The sequence below is a fragment of the Limosilactobacillus kribbianus genome (assembly GCF_026413145.1).
Taxonomy (GTDB): Bacteria; Bacillota; Bacilli; order Lactobacillales; family Lactobacillaceae; genus Limosilactobacillus; species Limosilactobacillus kribbianus.
In genome coordinates, this window is sequence record NZ_JAOVYZ010000041.1 from 1 (window position 1) to 16,972 (window position 16,972).

The window sequence follows — 16,972 nt, forward strand, 5'->3', positions numbered from 1 at the left end:
TAGGCACACCGCCGGCGTTCATCCTGAGCCAGGATCAAACTCTCATATAAAATATAAGAATTTGAGATAGCTCTCAAATTAAAAGTTATTAAGCGAATTGACTTCGCAAATGTTTTGCTTCAAGTCACCGAAGTGATTGAAGACCCTACACATTTGATTCGTCGAAACTTTGTTCAGTTTTCAAAGGTCTACCATTTGTTAACCGCGAACAGATAACAAACTAATTATATCACGTTGCAATTAAATGTCAAGGATTAATTTTTATCAATCAAACTTGTTTAACGCAAGCGACTTAATTAATATATCATGTTGTCGAATCACTGTCAACAATTAATTTGACAAGTTTGAGGAAACATTGCTGTTCCTTTTGACAACGTTAATTACTATACCGTGAAACTCCCCCAACGTCAACCACCTTTTTTATAGACAAACTATCTTTTTTTGTCATTCCTTTAGTTTTCCGGTGCCCACAGTTTCAAATGTTAGGAATTGCAAAAATAAAACGGCCATTTCAAGCGGAATGCGCCGCTCAAAATAGCCGTTTACTAACAATTAAATTTCAGATTATTTTACCCGGGCCAGGAAGTAGTGCTTCTTCCCCTTCCGGACAATGACAAACTTGCCGTCGAAGTGACTGCTTGGGTCGATCTCCGCGTCAACATCATCGACCTTTTCACCGTTAATCCGGATGGCACCGTTAGAAACATCTTGACGTGCCTGCCGGCGAGATGGTTCGATCCCGTTGTCCGTCAGCCAGATCACGATATTTTCCTTCTTATTCTCTACGTCAACCGATGGCATGTTCTTGAAGCCCTGCTCAATTTCATCGACGGACAGGTCCGCAACATCCCCGGAGAAGAGGGCCTTGCTGATCCGTTCCGCTTCCTTGACGGCTTCTTCGCCGTGAACGAACTTCGTCACTTCTTCGGCCAGGCGGCGCTGTGCTTCCCGCTTCCATGGTTCGGCCTTGACCTTTTCTGCCAGGTCATCAATCTCGTCCTTGGAGAGGAAGGTGAAGTACTTGAGGTATTTAACCACATCACGGTCATCCTGGTTGATCCAGAATTGGTAGAACTCGTATGGTGAAGTCTTCTTCGGGTCAAGCCAAACCGCCCCACCGGCAGTCTTCCCGAATTTGGTTCCGTCAGACTTGAGCATCAACGGGATCGTCAGGCCGTAAACCTCGGTGTCAGAGCCTTCGATCTTGTGGATCAGGTCGATCCCGGACGTGATGTTCCCCCACTGGTCGGAGCCACCGATCTGCAGCTGAACGTCGTTGTTGCGGTAGAGGTGCAGGAAGTCGATTGCCTGCAGAATCTGGTAGGTAAACTCAGTGAAGGAGATCCCGGCTTCTAAACGACTGGCCACAACCTCCTTGTTCAACATCGTGTTCAGGTTGAACAGCTTCCCGTAGTCACGCAGAAATTCGATCATGTTGAGCTTGCTCAGCCATTCGTAGTTGTTGACGATCGTGAAGTTCTCGGTCCCGAAAAGCTTCTTCATCTGGTTAGTCAGGGCCGTGGTGTTGTGTTCCAGTTGGGATTCGGTCTTCAGCGTCCGCTCAGTCTTCCGGCCGGACGGGTCACCGATCGCACCAGTCCCACCACCAATAATGATCACCGGGTGGTGGCCCGCCAGTTGGAACCTCTTCAGAATCATGAATGGGATCAGGTGACCGATGTGCAGACTATCACCAGTCGGGTCGGTCCCACAGTAGAGGGCAATCTGCTTGTCTTCGGTCAGCTTCTTCAAGCCATCGAGGTCCGTGGCCTGGTTGATCGCACCCCGCCACTTCAAATCATCAATAATGTTCATCTGCTATTCCTCCATCCTAAAAGGTCCCGGATACAAAAAAGGCCCCTACTTCAACTGAAGTCAGGGACGATTTACCGCGTTACCACCTTGAATTGCAACCCACGCGTGAGCTACCGCTCTTCGTCGATAACGGGACGATCCGTTCAAGTTTGAAAGGCCCGCCAAGTGTAATTTGCCACGAGGATTGGTCCGCTCTCAATTGCCGCGAGCTCTCTGCATGTCCACCCCGCCAGCTACTCGATCCTGGCGAATTGCCTTTGATTATTGCCGTTATTGTACCCGCTGGCGGACCACGCTGTCAAGGTTCTTAAGAGCGCAAAAAAGATGAGGCACCGTCCAGTGCCCCATCCTTATTCAAATTATTCGTCTTTCTTTGCCTCGCGCTTCGGCTTTTCTTCCTTCTTGGCAACCGGTTCCGGCTGCTTCTTAGGCTTCTTTGGCACGTAAATTTCGTGAACGTAAGCCTCACCCGTCAGCTCAGCGACTGGCTTGAAGGTGTCCTTGAAGATTTCATCCAGGTCAACCCCGTCTGGATCTTCCTTGCTCTTTGTGAAGTAGAGAGTTCCAGCGGCCAGGACAACCGGCAGGAAGCAGGCAATCCCGATGATGACCAGGGCAATGCCGACGTAGGTCAGCACGTAGGTGGCGGTATAATTACCGTAGTAGGCCAGGCCACCGAAAATCAGGGTCCAAACCAGGATTGGCAGAACTTCCACCACGATATTGATCAGCAGGTAGTTCCACTTGCGGCCGCCCATAAAACGCCGGCTAGCAGTCAGGGCGTGGCGCATCGACTGGCCGAGGAACTGGGGTTGCTTTTCCCGGTAAAGAAAGTAGGACTGGGAGTATTCAATTGACTTCCACAGGATTACCACGTCGTTTGCGATCCGGATCAGCAGTGGCCAAACCGTGTTCTTGGTCATTCCACCGACCAGGCCGCCGACGATGTCTAAAGGCAGGCTCCACAGGAAGGTGAAGAGGCCGATGTAGAGGATGATCCGCCAAACCTGGTTTTTCCGCAGATGCTTGAAGTGCATCCAGATGGAACCGGCGCTGACTGGCTGCTCGGGATGCTTCAGGCGATCCTGGTAGGTGTACTGGACCGCCACCGTGTAGAAGTTGAAGAAGAACGAGAGGGCAATGGCGATGCCGGCCGCTGCCAGGATCTCCAGCAAGCCCATCCCCAGGCTAGCTGCCGAGGCCATCCCGTACATAATCATCATGACGCTCATCATCATTGATGACATCACGCTGGTGGCCAAAAAGGCCAGGATGCAGGTCAGGGCAATGAAGATGATGGTAATCCCACCGACCGGCCACATTGCCTTCAGATAATTAGGCTTTACCAGGGTCTTCAAGTCCTTGATAAAGTCCTTTAATGATAGCTTGTGTTGTTTTTTCATATTCGATACTCGACTCCATCTAAAATTGATTTATTGTCCATCATAACACAACTGATGTTAGTCACAATTCATTCGCTGAATTCTTCCAGCATTTTTCAAAAAAATTAAAAATTCCCGATCAAAGGCGACCGGGAATTTTTGCTTAACCGGTGGCTGCGGGTTGGGCAAACAAACCACCAATCAATTATTTTAGTACTTTTCCTTGCTGAGAACGTTCAGCTTATCATCGAAGTCGTAAACAACTGGCTGGCCAGTAGCCATTTCCAGGTTCATGATGTCTTCGTCAGAGATGTTTTCGATGTACTTGGAAAGGGCACGCAGGGAGTTACCGTGGGCAGCAATGATCACGTTCTTGCCATCCAGCAGCTTTGGTGCGATTTCGTCTTGCCAGAGCGGAATAACCCGTTCCAGGGTGACCTTCAGGTTTTCACCACCCGGAACAGTCCGTGGGTCCAGGTTAGCGTAACGACGGTCGTGCAGAGCAGAACCTTCGTCGCTGGCCTTCAGCAGTGGTGGCAGAACGTCGTAGGAACGACGCCAGATGTGGACCTGTTCGTCACCGTATTTTTCAGCAGTAGCCTTCTTGTTCAGGCCCTGCAGAGCACCGTAATGACGTTCGTTTAAGCGCCAAGTCTTGAATTCTGGGATCCAGAGCTGGTCGCATTCTTCCAGAGCGTAGTGCAGCGTCTTGATGGCACGCTTCAGAACGGAAGTGTAGGCATAATCGAATTCAATGCCGTGTTCCTTCAGGGCCTTACCAGCTTCCTTAGCTTGTTCAACACCCTTTTCGCTCAAGTCAACATCGATCCAGCCGGTGAACTTGTTGGCAAGGTTCCATTCACTTTGGCCGTGACGAATCAGTACTAATTTAGCCATATTGTTTTTGACCTCTTTCTTCTTAAAATACCATGCAGTTGCATTTCCATACCATTTTAATCCAATCCCGGATAAATTCCAATAGCAAGCCTCCTAAAATGTCGGCTTTTTGTGAAGCTCGTCACACGAGGCATCCCCATTACAAAAGCGCCTCACCAATTGTGGGAGACGCTTTTCTCTATATTACTATAAACCGGCCTTGGCACCGATATCATGACGGTAGAAGCATTCTGGCTCATCCAGGCCGTCCAGGTAGCGGTAGACCCGGTCATGGGCCTGCTTTAGGCTGGCATCCTTGGCTAGGACCATCAGCAGGCGCCCGCCATTTCCGCGCAGATCACCCAGGTCGCCGGTGACGTTGGCGTAGGCGATCTCAATGCCGTCCTCCTGGGGGAATTCACCCAGGGACTGGCCGTGAACCGGCTTGGTCGGGTAGCCCTTCGAAGCCAGGACAACCCCCAGGCAGGCCGCCGGATCCTCTTTGACTTCCGGCAGCGGCTGGTCGTTTAGGGCGGCGTCGACCAGGTCGAAGAGGTCGGTCGCAAGTCGTGGCAGGATGACCTGGGTCTCCGGATCCCCAAGCCGCACGTTGTACTCGATCACCTTGGGGCCGGCCGCGGTCAGGATCAGCCCGATGTAGAGGATGCCATGGTAGTTGTAGTCACCGGTCACCAAACCGTTGACGGTTGGCGTCACTACCTCGTCGACCATCCGCTGGTAGTCGGCCGCGCTCAATTGCGGCAACGGGCTGTAGGCACCCATGCCACCGGTGTTGGGGCCCTTGTCGCCGTCATAGGCTCGCTTGTGGTCTTGGGCCATCGGCAGGATCCGGTAGTGGTCGTTGCTCAAGAGAACAAACATGGAATATTCCTGCCCCTGCAGGCATTCTTCCAGCACCAGCCGGGCCTGACCCTGGCCAAACATCTCCTTGATCGTCTGAACCGCGGTATCACGGTCGGGGGCAATCACGACCCCCTTCCCGCCTGCCAGGCCGTTTTCCTTAATCACGACCGGGAAACCAAACTGGTCAACATCGCGAATCGCCGCCGTCTGGTCACGGTAGGAGGCGTGACGCGCAGTGGGAACGCCATAGTTATTCATGAAGTTTAAGGCGTAGTCCTTCGACCCTTCCAGCTGGGCGGCCCGGGCACTCGGTCCAAAGGCCTTCAGCCCCGCCGCACGGAAGTCGTCCACAATCCCGTCGACCAGGCAGTCCTCGGGGCCCACGAAGGTCCAGGCCACCTGGTGCTCCTTGGCAAAGCGGATTAGGCCCGCAAAGTCGGTTTCCGGAATGTCGACCGGCATGACGCCGACCGTCTTCATCCCCACGTTGCCGGGCGCGCAGTAGACCTGCTTGACCTTGGGGCTTTGCTGGAGTTTGTGGGCGATCGCGAACTCACGGCCCCCTTCACCAACTACTAATACGTTCACTTGTTCAGTCATCGATGCTTTCCCCTTTTTCTTGAAATCTGACCGCAACGATACGATCGGCAGCTACGATTTTAGTGCCGGAAGTGGCGAATGCCGGTGGTGACCATGGCAATGCCGTACTTATTGGCCATGTCGATGGATTCCTGGTCACGGATGGAGCCACCCGGTTGAACAACGGCCTTGATGCCGTGCTGGCCGGCGTATTCCACGCAGTCACCAAACGGGAAGAAGGCGTCGGAGGCCATCACGGTCCGGTCATCGATGTCGTCGCCGGCGTGCTTAACGGCGATCTTCAGGGAGTCGATCCGGTTCGGCTGACCTTCGCCGACACCCAGGGTCCGCTCGTCGTTAGCCAGGACGATGGCGTTGGACTTGGCGTGCTTGACGGCCTTCCAGGCAAACATCAGGTTCTTAAGCTGCTGTTCGGTTGGCTGAATGTCGGTGACGCACTTCCAGTCGTGGTAGTCCTCCTGCAAAGTGTCCTGTTCCTGCATCAGCATCCCGCCCATGACGGAGACAACCTCGTGCTTGGTTGGCTCGTCCTTCTTGGAGAAGTCGAGGCTGAGCAACCGAATGTTCTTCTTCTTGGCCAAAACGGCGTAGGCATCGTCGTCAAAGCCGGGAGCGATGACGATTTCCAGGAAGATCTTGTGCATCTTTTCGGCGGTGGCCAGGTCGACTTTCCGGTTGAGGGCAATCACCCCACCGAAGATTGAAACGGAGTCGGCGGTGTAGGCGCGGTCCCAGGCCTGTTCCAGGGTTTCACCGCGGCCAATGCCACACGGATTCATGTGCTTCATGGCCACAACGGTTGGTTCGTCGAATTCGCGAATGCAACGCAGGGCTTCGTCAGCGTCCTTGATGTTGTTGTAGGACAGCTTCTTGCCGTGCAATTGCTTAGCCTGGAGAATCGAGAAGTCCTTTGGCAGGGCGTCTTCATACAGCCAGGCCTTCTGGTGGGAGTTTTCGCCGTAGCGCATCGTTTCCTTCAGGTTCCAGGTCAGGGTCAGCTGTTCGGGGTCCTCCAGGCCGGTCTGCTTGGTCAGGTACTGAGAAATCAGGGCGTCGTAAGCGGCGGTGTGACGGAAGGCCTTGGCAGCCAGCTTGGCCCGGATATCCAGGGTAGTGTCACCGTTCTCCTTGATTTCGGATAATACCTGGTCGTAGTCCGCCTTATCCACGACGATGGTGACGTCGCGGTAGTTCTTGGCAGCGGACCGGACCATCGATGGGCCACCAATATCAATGTTTTCGATTGCGTCGGCAAGCTTAACGTCCGGCTTCTCGATCGTTTCCTTGAACGGGTAGAGGTTGACACAGACCAGGTCGATTGGCGTGATGTTGAGCTTCTTCAGCGTTGCCATGTGTTCTGGCAGTTCGCGCCGGGCCAGCAGTCCACCGTGGACGTACGGGTTCAGGGTCTTGACCCGGCCGTCCAGAATTTCAGGGAAGTGGGTGACGTCTTCGATGCTGATCGTCTTGACCCCCGCTTCATCGAGGACCTTCTTGGTACCACCGGTGGAAACAATTTCGTAGCCATTCTCTTCCAGGCCCTTAACGAAAGGAACCAGGTCGTTCTTATCAGATACACTTACCAATGCACGTTTCATGGATTAATTCTCCTTTTCATTCAATGCGGTTAATGCTTGTTTTAATGCTAATGGGTAAAGCTGGTGCTCGGTTGCGTGGACCCGGGTCTCCAGCGTCTCTTCGGTGTCCGTGGCCAGGATCGGCACGTGGCACTGGGCGATGATGGGACCGGAATCCAAGCCGGCATCAATATAGTGGACCGTGACCCCTGTTTGGGAGCGATGGTCGGCAAAGGCCCGCTCGATGGAGTGTAAGCCAGGGTATTCGGGCAACCAGGCCGGGTGCAGGTTGATGATCCGGTGGTCGTAGTGATTCAGAATCGTCGGCCCGACCACCCGCAAGTAGCCGGCCAGGGCGATGAAGTCAATCCCGTATTCTTGCAGGACGCCCAGGAGTTTCTCTTCGTAGGCCTCCTTGCCACCACAGGACTTGACGGTAAAGCTGACCGCCGGGATGCCAAGCCGCTTTGCTCGATCCATCACCGGCGCGTCCGGGTGGTTGCAAAACAGCAGAGCCAGTTCGCCCGGCAGGTCACCGGCTTGAAAGTGTTTGGCCAGGACCTCGAAGTTTGTTCCGTTGCCCGATGCCAAAATTGCGGTTTTCATTTGATTACGCCTCACTTAATTACAATCTTTTCTTCATCCGCCGGCCGGGACTGGAGCTGGCCGAGCTGGTAGCTAGCCATCCCCGCGCCCTGCAGCCGTTTTTGAACCGTGGCCGCCTGAGCTGGTGCCACCGCCAAGACAATCCCGATCCCCATGTTGAAGGTCTGGAAGCAGTCGGCAATCGGCAGCTGACCCAGTTCCTTTAGATAGTCGAAGATCGGCAGGGTCGGCCAGGCGGTGTGGTCAATCACGGCCTGGAGCTCGTCGTTAAACATCCGTGGCACGTTCTCAATCAATCCGCCACCAGTGATGTGGCTGATCCCGTGAAGCAGACCAGCGCGAATCAGCGGCAGGAGCTGGCGGACGTAGATCCGGGTCGGCGTCAGCAGGGCCTCCCCGACCGTCTGTCCTTGCAACAGCTCCGGTTTGTCGTTCAGCTGAACGTCGTGATCCTTGAAGAGGATCTGCCGAACCAGGGAAAAGCCGTTGGAGTGGAGGCCGCTGGACGGCAGGCCCAGCAGGACGTCGCCCTCCTGGGGCAGGTCCGCGGTCAGCAATTGGTCCTTTTCAACAACCCCGGTCACAGTGCCCGCCAGGTCGTACTCTTCCTTGGCGTACATGTCCGGCATCTCGGCGGTCTCCCCGCCGACCAGGGCCGTGTGGGCGTCCCGGCAGCCGGCCGCCACGCCGGAGACGATGTCGGCCATCTTTGCCGGTTCGTTGTGGCCGGTGGCGATGTAGTCGAGGAAGAAAAGTGGCTCAGCGCCCTGGGCCAGGACGTCGTTGACGCACATTGCCACGACGTCGATCCCGATCGTGTCGTGCTTGTTCATCTTCTGGGCGATCAGGAGCTTGGTCCCCACGCCATCGGTCCCGGAAACCAGGATCGGGTGCTTGACCTTTAATTCACCCAGGTCGAACATCCCGCCGAAGCTGCCGATCCCGGACATGACGCCGGGCCGGTCAGTGGACTTGACGGCATCCTTGATTCGGTGAACGAGTTCGTATCCCGCGTTGACGTCAACGCCGGCTTCTTGATAGCGGTTCATGATAATCGTTCCTTTCGTGCGCGTCGTTCCTGTTCATTCAGCGACTTCAGATAGCCGGCCTCATAGTCGTAAAGCGGTGTCGGGTAGTCGCCGTTGAAGTAGGCCACCGTCAGCCCGCCGTACGGGGCATCCCCGGCATCGGGAACGCTGATCGCCTTGACCAGGCTGTCAACGCTCAGGAAGCCCAGGGTGTCGGCCCCGATCTGTTGGCGCATTTCCTCAACGGAGTAGTGCGCCGCCATCAGTTCGGACCGGGTCGAAACGTCGATTCCGTAGAAGCACGGGAAGCGGAACGGCGGCGAGGAAATCAGGAGGTGGACCTCCTTGGCCCCGGCGTCTCGAAGCATCTGAACGATCTGCTTGGAGGTCGTCCCCCGCACGATTGAGTCGTCAACGACCGCGACCTTCTTACCGTTGACCACCCCGCGGACGGCGGAGAGCTTCATGTGGACACCCTGTTCACGCAGGGCCTGGGTTGGTTGAATGAAGGTCCGGGCAATATACTGGCTCTTGATCAGCCCCATCTCGTACGGCAGGCCCGATTCCTCGGCGTAGCCACTGGCGGCGGACAGGGAGGAATTCGGCACCCCGATCACCATGTCGGCGTCGACCGGGTGCTCGCGGGCCAGCAACCGGCCCATCTGTTTGCGGGCATTGTGGACGGTCACCCCGTGGATGATCGAATCCGGCCGAGCAAAGTAGATGTATTCCATCGAGCAGATCGCCAGCTGGGTGTCGGTGGTGTAGTGGTCGATGTGCAAGCCGTCGCGGTCGATCACGATCAGCTCACCCGGCTGGACGTCGCGGACGAACTGGGCGTTGACGATGTCCAGGGCACAGGTCTCGCTGGCGACCACGTAGGCGCCGTTGTCCAGTTGACCGATGCACAGCGGGCGAATCCCGTTCGGGTCGAGGGCCGCCACCAGCCGGTCCTTTTGGAGGAGCAGGAAGGCAAAGCCGCCGTGAACCTGGTTGAGACTCTTCTTCAAGGCGGGGATAAAGCCCTCCTTGATGTGCTTGCGGATCAGGTGGATCAGGATTTCGGTGTCGGAATCGGATTGAAAGACCGCCCCGTCATCCTCCAGTTCCCGCCGCAAGGTAACCGCGTTGGTCAGGTTCCCGTTGTGGGCGAGGGCAATGTCGCCGTCGTGGAAGCGGAAAAGGAATGGCTGGACATTGGCAATCGAATTGTGGCCGCTGGTGCCGTAGCGAACGTGACCGATGGCCGAGTCGCCAACCAGCCGCTTGAGCTCAGCCGGATCGGCGAAGACGTGGGCCAGCAGTCCCCGATCGCGGTGCTGGTAGAGGGTGGTGCCGTCGCTGGAGACGATCCCGGCCCCCTCCTGGCCACGGTGCTGGAGGGTGTGGAGACCGAAGTAGGTCAACTGGGCGGCGTCGGGCGCGCCAAAGACCCCGAAGACCCCACATTCTTCATTTAATCCTTTGATTTCATTTGGCACGGAATTGCCTCCTCCCAAATCTTTTGTAGTTCCGTTACGTTTTGGTTAATCTCGGCGTCGGCCAGGTGGGCTTCCAGCCAGTGGGTGTTGGTGACTGTCCCGACAAACTGGGCGTCATCCCCCAGGTCCTGTTCAAAGGCGGCAACGTGGTCCGGCGCAACGGTGACGACGAAGCGGCCCGGCGTTTCACTGAAGAGCTGGGCGGAAGTCAGGTGGCGGAAATTCAGGTTCAGCCCCCGGTCGGTCTTGAAGAGGGTTTCGGCCAGGGCAACTCCCAAGCCACCCTCGCTCAGGTCGTGGGCGCTCTGGACGTGGCCGTTCTCCATCGTGTGGAGCAGGCGCTGCATGTAGTCGTGAACGTGGTCGAGGTCGAATTCCTTGACAATCCCGCTGATGTCGCCGGTCAGCATCTTCTGCAATTCGGAACCGGCGTAGTCGTCGCGGGTCGCACCGACCAGGTAGACCCGGTCGCCAGCGCGCTGGACAAAGCTTGGCACGACGCGATCAATATTCTTAACCAGGCCCACCATGCCGACCATCGGCGTTGGGTGAATGGCCTGGCCGTTATTTTCGTTATAAAGGGAAACGTTCCCGGAGATGACCGGCGTATCAAAGACCCGACAGGCATCCGCCATCCCCTTGACGGACTGGTGGAGCTCCCAGAAAATCTCGGGATCGTTGGGATCACCGTAGTTCAGGCAGTCGGTGATCGCCAGTGGTTCGGCACCGCTGGCAATGATGTTGGCGGCAGCCTCGGTCAGGGCGATTTGGCCCCCAACTTCGGGACTGAGGTAAACGAAGCGGCCGTTGCCGTCCGTCGTCATCGACAGACCCTTGTGCGTCCCGCGAACGCGGAGCACGCCGGCATCGCTGCCGGGGCCGACAACCGTCGAGGTCCGCACCTGGGAATCGTATTGCTGGTAGAAACTGCTCTTGTCGGCAATCGTCGACTGGGCCAGCAGGTCACGGAGCGTCTGTTCGGCATCCTTAATTTCTGGTTGCCATGCTTCTTCCTGCTCGGCCGCGGTGATCCGAGCTGGCTTCTTTTCGTCGCTGGCTTCTTCCAAGACGTCGTCGGTCAGGGTAGAAACCGGAATGTCGCAGACAACCTGACCATCGTGGTGCAGGACGTACTGGTGGCTTTCCGTGATCCGGCCGATCGTGACGGCATCGAGATCGTAGAAGTCAAAGATCTTCTTGACGTCCTCCTCGTGACCCTTGTTGACACAGAGGAGCATCCGTTCCTGGGATTCACTCAGCATGATCTCGTAGGCGGACATGTTGGTTTCCCGCTGCGGAACCAGGTCGAGGTCGAGGTCCATGCCAGACTTCCCTTCCGAGGCCATTTCGGCACTGGAGGAGACGATTCCGGCGGCCCCCATGTCCTGGATGCCGACCAGCCAGTCGGGGTGCTTGGTAATCAGTTCCAGGCAGGCCTCCAGCAGAAGCTTTTCCATGAATGGGTTACCGACCTGGACGGCGGAACGCTGGGTGGCGTTTTCGTCGCTGAAGTCAGCGGAGGCGAAGGTGGCGCCGTGGATCCCATCACGACCGGTCTTGGCACCGACGTACATGACGGCGTTGCCGATCCCGGCGGCCTTCCCCTTTTGAATGTCTTTTTGGTCCATCAACCCGACGCTCATGGCGTTGCAGAGGACGTTGCCTTGGTAGCAGGGGTCAAAGGTGGTTTCACCGGCAATGGTTGGGATCCCCATGCAGTTGCCGTAGTCACCGATCCCGCGCACCGTGCCGTCGACCTTCATTCGGGTCGTCGCGTTGTCGAGCTCGCCGAAGTGCAGAGAGTCGAGGGAAGCAACCGGCCGGGCACCCATGCTGAAGATGTCCCGCAGGATGCCACCGACCCCGGTTGCGGCCCCCTGGTAGGGTTCGACCGTCGTCGGGTGGTTGTGGCTTTCGGCCTTGAAAACGACCGCCTGGCCATCGTCAATGTCGACGACCCCGGCACCTTCACCGGGCCCCTGCAGCACACGGTTGTTCTTATTCGGGAAGAGGCGCAGGACGGGCTTGGACTTCTTGTAGGAGCAGTGCTCACTCCACATTGCAGAGAAGAGGCCGGTTTCCGTGTAGTTCGGCAGCCTGCCCAGGAGCTTTTCGCTGATGTAGTTGTACTCGTCCTCACTCAGGCTCCAGTCCAGGTAGGGCTTCTTTTCTTTGATCTCTTCCGGCGTCATTGCTTGTTCCATTTTATTCCCCCACTTTCACGCGTCCGTTCGCCAACAGCGACTTGAATAACCGTAAGCCGTCCGTGTTGCCGAGGATGGCTTCAACTGCCCGTTCCGGATGGGGCATCATTCCCAAAACGTTGCCACGCTTGTTAGTAATTCCAGCAATATTTCGCAAACTACCATTTGGATTCTCCTCTGCGTACCGAAAGACGACCTGGTGATTGGCTTCGAGCTCGTTCAGTGTTTCTTCGTCGGCGTAAAAGCTGCCGTCGGCGTGAGCGATCGGCAGGGCGATCCGCTCGTGCTCCTGATACTGGGTGGTAAAGAGGGTCTGGTTGTTGACGACTTCCAGCGGCACGGTCTTGCAGACGAACTTCTGGGAGTCGTTCCGTTTGAGGGCCCCCGGCAAGAGACCGGCCTCCGTCAGGATCTGGAAACCGTTGCAGGTCCCGAAGACGGGCTTGCCTTCATTAGCTATCTTAATGATTGCCGGCATGATGTTGGTGAAGCGGGCAATCGCACCCGCGCGCAGGTAGTCACCGTAGGAAAAGCCCCCCGGCAGCATGACGGCGTCGTAACCGTCCAGGCTGCTCTCGTGGTGGGAAACGTAGTCGACATCCGCCCCGCAGACGGTGCCCAGGGCCTCGTACAGGTCAACGTCACAGTTGGAGCCTGGGAAAACAATTACCGCAATCTTCATTATGCTTCCTCCAATACCTGGTAGTGATAGGTCTCCATGTTGAAGTTCACCAGCAGCTGATCGGCGATTTCCTTGACGGCCTTATCGACCGCATCCCCGGTGCCCTTGATCGTGACGTCGAAGAACTTGCCGACGTGAACGTCCGTTACTTCGTCGTGGCCCAAGGTGTGGATGGCTTCCTTGATCGTGTCGCCCTGGGGGTCAAAAACTGATTGCTTGTAGGTTACGAAAATCCGAACATTAGTCATGATTAGTCCTCCTCCGCTAAGGCGTTTTGCAGGCGTGATAATACTTCGTCATAGGTCTGGGTGAGGTCCGCAAGCTTGCGCCGATAAACATCCTTGTCCAGGTGCTCGTCGGTCTTGAGATCCCACAGCCGGCAGTTATCAGGTGAGAATTCGTCAGCCAGGACAATGTCGCCGTTCGTCAGGCGACCAAATTCCAGCTTGAAGTCAACGAGTTGCATCCCCGCCTTTTCAAAGAGCGGCTTGAGCAGGCCGTTGACTTCGCGACAGAGGCCCCACATCTTTTCGAGGTCCTCATGGCTGGCAATGCCGAGGGCGATGGCGGCCGATTCGTTGATGAACGGGTCGTCCAGCTTGTCGCTCTTGAAGAAGGTTTCCTCAACCGGTTCCGGCAGCACCTTTCCTTCGTCGAGACCGTAGCGGCTGGCGAAGTGGCCAGCAATGACGTTGCGGGTAACGAACTCCAGTGGGAACATCTGGCACTTCTTGACCAGGTCCTCGGTGGCGGAAAGCTGCTTGATGAAGTGGGTCGGGATCCCGTGTTCAATCAGGTAGTTAAATACCAGGTCAGAGATGGCCTTGGCAGCGGCTCCCTTGCCGGCGAAGTGGTCCTTCTTCTTGCCGTTCAGCGCGGTTGCCTGGTCCATATAGACGACCCGCAGTACGTCGGGATCATCCGTCTGCCACATCTGCTTAGCTTTTCCGGTATACAGTAACTTATCCATTGTCTTGCTGGCTCCTTTTGTAAAACACGAACTATATTAGTTAGTGAGCGGCGTTTATTCGCTCTTTATGCCATCAATATACTATCTGGGCCTGGTGATGTCAACACTATTTGCAAACATAATTGCGTTGATTCAGCCATAAAGTTCGCGTTTGCTGTAAGAAGTGGACTACTGGCCGGTCGCTAAGAAATCTTTTTGATTAAATTTCTTACCATATAGAGCCTAGCTGATAGACACCATCATCCGAAATGTTTTCTTGACTTTCATAAAAGTGGTGTTAAACTACAAAACAATTAGAAAATGATTAGACGTTGAAGAGAAGAGTAGTGCCAATGACTTTTCACAGAGAATCCCGAATGATGAGAAGGGTAATCGTCAGCCGCACGAAGATGAGCTCCGAGTTTTTTCTCCCGGTCGCAGGGCTGGGGAAACGGTTGACAACCGGTATCATGTCGGGTCTTCACTCAGTATCATTGGGTGAGTACTTATTAAGGCTGTCGGTGCGAGCTGGCAGCGAATCAGGGTGGTACCGCGAAAGCCTTCGTCCCGGAATCCTAGCAATAGGACCGGCGACGAAGGCTTTTTATTTTTCAGAAAGGGGTTGATTCAAATGACAGCAAACGCACGCAACGGTCTGGCACTGGCAAATGGTCAGTGGCAGAACCAGTCGCAGCAGGGAGCGCTCCAGGTGGCGGTGCTCAATCTGATGCCGACCAAGCTGACGACCGAGCTCCAGTTTCTCAAGCGCTTTGATAACCTGGCCACCGACGTTACGGTCAGCTTCCTCTATCCGGCCAGCCATCACTTCAAGGGAATTTCCCCCGTCATTATCAAAAAGCACTACCTCAGTCTTGCCCAGGTTCAGGACAACTACTTTGACGGCCTGGTAATCACCGGAGCGCCGGTCGAGCAGCTTCCCTTTGAAGCCGTCGACTACTGGCAGGAATTTCGTCAGGTTCTCACTTGGGCCCAACACCACGTCTGCGAAACCCTCTTTGAATGCTGGGCCGCCCAGGCGGGACTCTTCGTCGACTTTGCGATTCGAAAACGGCAGCTGGCCAGCAAGCTGTTCGGCGTTTACGCAGCTAACCAGGTCAACTCCCGTTCACGCCTCGCTCGCGATTTCGGTGCCGGGGGCTGATCAAGATGCCCCAGTCCCGGCACAGCACCAGCGTCCTGGATCCCCACCACCTACCCGGCGATCTCGCAATCATCGCGGCCAGCCAGGGAGCCGGACCACTGATTCTGCGGTCCCATCAACGTCGTCACACCTACATTACCGGCCATCCGGAATACGACCGCGACACACTGGCCAATGAATACTACCGGGATCAAAAAAAGCGGCGCGCCATCCACGCCCCGCAGAACTACTTCATTAACGGAACGGGCGGGCCAGTCAATTATTCCTGGCAAAACTCCGCCCAGCTCATTTACCAAAACTGGTTCACGATCATCAAACAAGAAAGCAGGTTATTAATATGACAGAAAACAAGCACAACTACCATTTTGAAACCCTCCAAGTTCACGCCGGTCAGCACGTTGACGAGACTGGCTCCCGCGCGGTGCCAATTTATCAAACCACCTCCTATGTCTTTAAGGATGCCAAGGAGGCCGCCGACCGCTTCAGTCTCAAGTCCCCTGGCAACATCTACACCCGACTGACCAACCCAACCACCGACGTTGTCGACAAGCGGGTTGCCGCCCTGGAAAACGGGACGGCCGGGGTTACCCTGGCCACTGGCTCGGCCGCCATTACCGCCGCCATCCTGAACATTGCCGCGGAGGGTGACGAGATCGTAGCCGCCAGCACGCTGTACGGTGGGACCTACGACCTCTTCGCCGTTACCCTGCCGAAACTCGGCATCACCACCCACTTCGTTAACCCGGACGATCCCGAAAACTTTGCCAAGGATATCAACGACCACACCAAGGCCCTCTACGTCGAAAGCATCGGCAACCCGCGGATCAACCTGGTGGACTTTGAAAAGATCGCCGCAATCGCCCACCAGCACGGCATCCTGCTGATTGTCGACAACACCTTCGGGACGCCTTACCTGGTAAAGCCACTTGACCACGGTGCTGACGTGGTGGTCCACTCGGCAACCAAGTTCATCGGCGGCCACGGGACCACAATGGGCGGCGTGATCGTCGAAAACGGCAAGTTCGACTACCGAGCCAGCGGTCGCTACCCCGGCTTCACCGAACCAAACGACCAGTACGACGGAATCGTCTTCGCGGACCTGCTGGGAGCCGCCTTCACCACCAAGGTTCGGGCCGAGACGCTGCGGGACCTCGGTGCCACGATCAGCCCGTTCAACTCCTTTCTCCTCTTGCAGGGACTAGAATCCCTGTCACTGCGGGTTGAACGTCACGTGGCCAACACCCGCAAGATCGTCAAATTCCTGAGCAACCACCCGAAAGTCGCTTGGATCAATTATCCCGAACTGCCGGACAGCCCTTACAAACCACTGGCCGACAAGTACTTCCCGAAAGGCGTCGGCTCCATCTTCACCCTTGGTCTCAAGGGGGGGCGAGGAAGCCGGCAAGCAGCTGATTGCCAATCTGAAGCTCTTCTCCCTGCTGGCCAACGTAGCGGATGCCAAGTCGCTGATTATCCATCCAGCTTCAACGACCCACGCCCAGCTGAACGATGAGCAGCTCAAGGCCGCCGGGGTCACACCCGACCTAATCCGGGTTTCCGTCGGGATTGAAAACGCCGACGACCTGATCGCCGACCTTGACCAAGCACTCGCCAAAATTTAGAAAGTCATGTGGTAATAAGTCAAGATAAAATTATCACTGACAAACTTGTTTTGACCAGATTTTTGACGCACTTAAATAAGCCTTGGTACCAAGGTGTTTTAAAAGCTAAGCGTCGAGAATCAAT

The 16,972-nt window shown here is 55.9% G+C and carries 14 protein-coding genes and 1 pseudogene; 3 read left to right on the top strand and 12 right to left on the bottom strand.

The features are described from left to right. Positions 1-564: 564 nt before the first annotated feature. From tyrS to purC, 12 genes are all read right to left on the bottom strand, one after another. Positions 565-1,815, bottom strand: a complete 1,251-nt coding sequence (tyrS, locus tag OCT58_RS07980) for a tyrosine--tRNA ligase (RefSeq protein ID WP_267202345.1) — start codon at positions 1,813-1,815, stop codon at positions 565-567. Positions 1,816-2,174: 359 nt separating this feature from the next. Then, on the bottom strand, positions 2,175-3,218 hold the full coding sequence (locus tag OCT58_RS07985; protein WP_267202346.1) for a hypothetical protein: 1,044 nt from the start codon (positions 3,216-3,218) through the stop codon (positions 2,175-2,177). 189 nt (positions 3,219-3,407) lie between these two features. Further along, on the bottom strand, positions 3,408-4,094 hold the full coding sequence (locus OCT58_RS07990; protein WP_267202347.1) for a 2,3-diphosphoglycerate-dependent phosphoglycerate mutase: 687 nt from the start codon (positions 4,092-4,094) through the stop codon (positions 3,408-3,410). Between the two features lie 186 nt (positions 4,095-4,280). Further along, positions 4,281-5,537 carry a phosphoribosylamine--glycine ligase gene (gene purD, locus OCT58_RS07995; RefSeq protein ID WP_267202348.1) on the bottom strand — a complete coding sequence of 419 codons (1,257 nt, stop codon included), beginning with the start codon at positions 5,535-5,537 and terminating at the stop codon, positions 4,281-4,283. Positions 5,538-5,596: 59 nt separating this feature from the next. Then, entirely contained in the window at positions 5,597-7,135 is a 1,539-nt protein-coding gene (gene purH / locus OCT58_RS08000; protein ID WP_267202349.1) for a bifunctional phosphoribosylaminoimidazolecarboxamide formyltransferase/IMP cyclohydrolase, read from the bottom strand. Positions 7,136-7,138: 3 nt separating this feature from the next. Then, positions 7,139-7,720, bottom strand: coding sequence for a phosphoribosylglycinamide formyltransferase (purN, locus tag OCT58_RS08005; RefSeq protein ID WP_267202350.1), 582 nt, complete (start codon positions 7,718-7,720; stop codon positions 7,139-7,141). Between the two features lie 11 nt (positions 7,721-7,731). Then, positions 7,732-8,769, bottom strand: a complete 1,038-nt coding sequence (gene purM / locus OCT58_RS08010) for a phosphoribosylformylglycinamidine cyclo-ligase (protein ID WP_267202351.1) — start codon at positions 8,767-8,769, stop codon at positions 7,732-7,734. Beyond that, positions 8,766-10,229, bottom strand: coding sequence for an amidophosphoribosyltransferase (gene purF, locus OCT58_RS08015; RefSeq protein ID WP_267202352.1), 1,464 nt, complete (start codon positions 10,227-10,229; stop codon positions 8,766-8,768). Before purF ends, purM begins: the two co-directional genes overlap by 4 nt. Then, complete coding sequence (purL, locus tag OCT58_RS08020; RefSeq protein ID WP_267202353.1) at positions 10,205-12,433, bottom strand: phosphoribosylformylglycinamidine synthase subunit PurL; 2,229 nt, start codon at positions 12,431-12,433, stop codon at positions 10,205-10,207. The genes purF and purL overlap by 25 nt, the downstream gene beginning before the upstream one ends. A 1-nt stretch (position 12,434) precedes the next feature. Continuing rightward, positions 12,435-13,115 carry a phosphoribosylformylglycinamidine synthase subunit PurQ gene (gene purQ / locus OCT58_RS08025; protein ID WP_267202354.1) on the bottom strand — a complete coding sequence of 227 codons (681 nt, stop codon included), beginning with the start codon at positions 13,113-13,115 and terminating at the stop codon, positions 12,435-12,437. Then, entirely contained in the window at positions 13,115-13,363 is a 249-nt protein-coding gene (purS, locus tag OCT58_RS08030; RefSeq protein WP_267202355.1) for a phosphoribosylformylglycinamidine synthase subunit PurS, read from the bottom strand. Before purS ends, purQ begins: the two co-directional genes overlap by 1 nt. Before the next feature lie 2 nt (positions 13,364-13,365). After that, positions 13,366-14,085, bottom strand: a complete 720-nt coding sequence (gene purC, locus OCT58_RS08035) for a phosphoribosylaminoimidazolesuccinocarboxamide synthase (RefSeq protein WP_267202356.1) — start codon at positions 14,083-14,085, stop codon at positions 13,366-13,368. A gap of 610 nt (positions 14,086-14,695) precedes the next feature. Here purC and OCT58_RS08040 point away from each other — a divergent pair. The 3 genes and pseudogenes from OCT58_RS08040 (at position 14,696) to OCT58_RS08050 (ending at position 16,848) form a co-directional block, all read left to right on the top strand. After that, positions 14,696-15,226, top strand: a complete 531-nt coding sequence (locus OCT58_RS08040; protein WP_267202357.1) for a homoserine O-acetyltransferase/O-succinyltransferase family protein — start codon at positions 14,696-14,698, stop codon at positions 15,224-15,226. Between the two features lie 5 nt (positions 15,227-15,231). Continuing rightward, the gene (locus OCT58_RS08045) at positions 15,232-15,567 is read left to right on the top strand and encodes a homoserine O-acetyltransferase/O-succinyltransferase family protein (RefSeq protein ID WP_267202358.1); all 336 of its coding nucleotides are present in this window, start codon (positions 15,232-15,234) and stop codon (positions 15,565-15,567) included. Then, positions 15,564-16,848, top strand: a pseudogene (locus OCT58_RS08050) (O-acetylhomoserine aminocarboxypropyltransferase/cysteine synthase family protein). The gene OCT58_RS08045 and the pseudogene OCT58_RS08050 overlap by 4 nt, the downstream one beginning before the upstream one ends. Positions 16,849-16,972 lie beyond the last annotated feature (124 nt).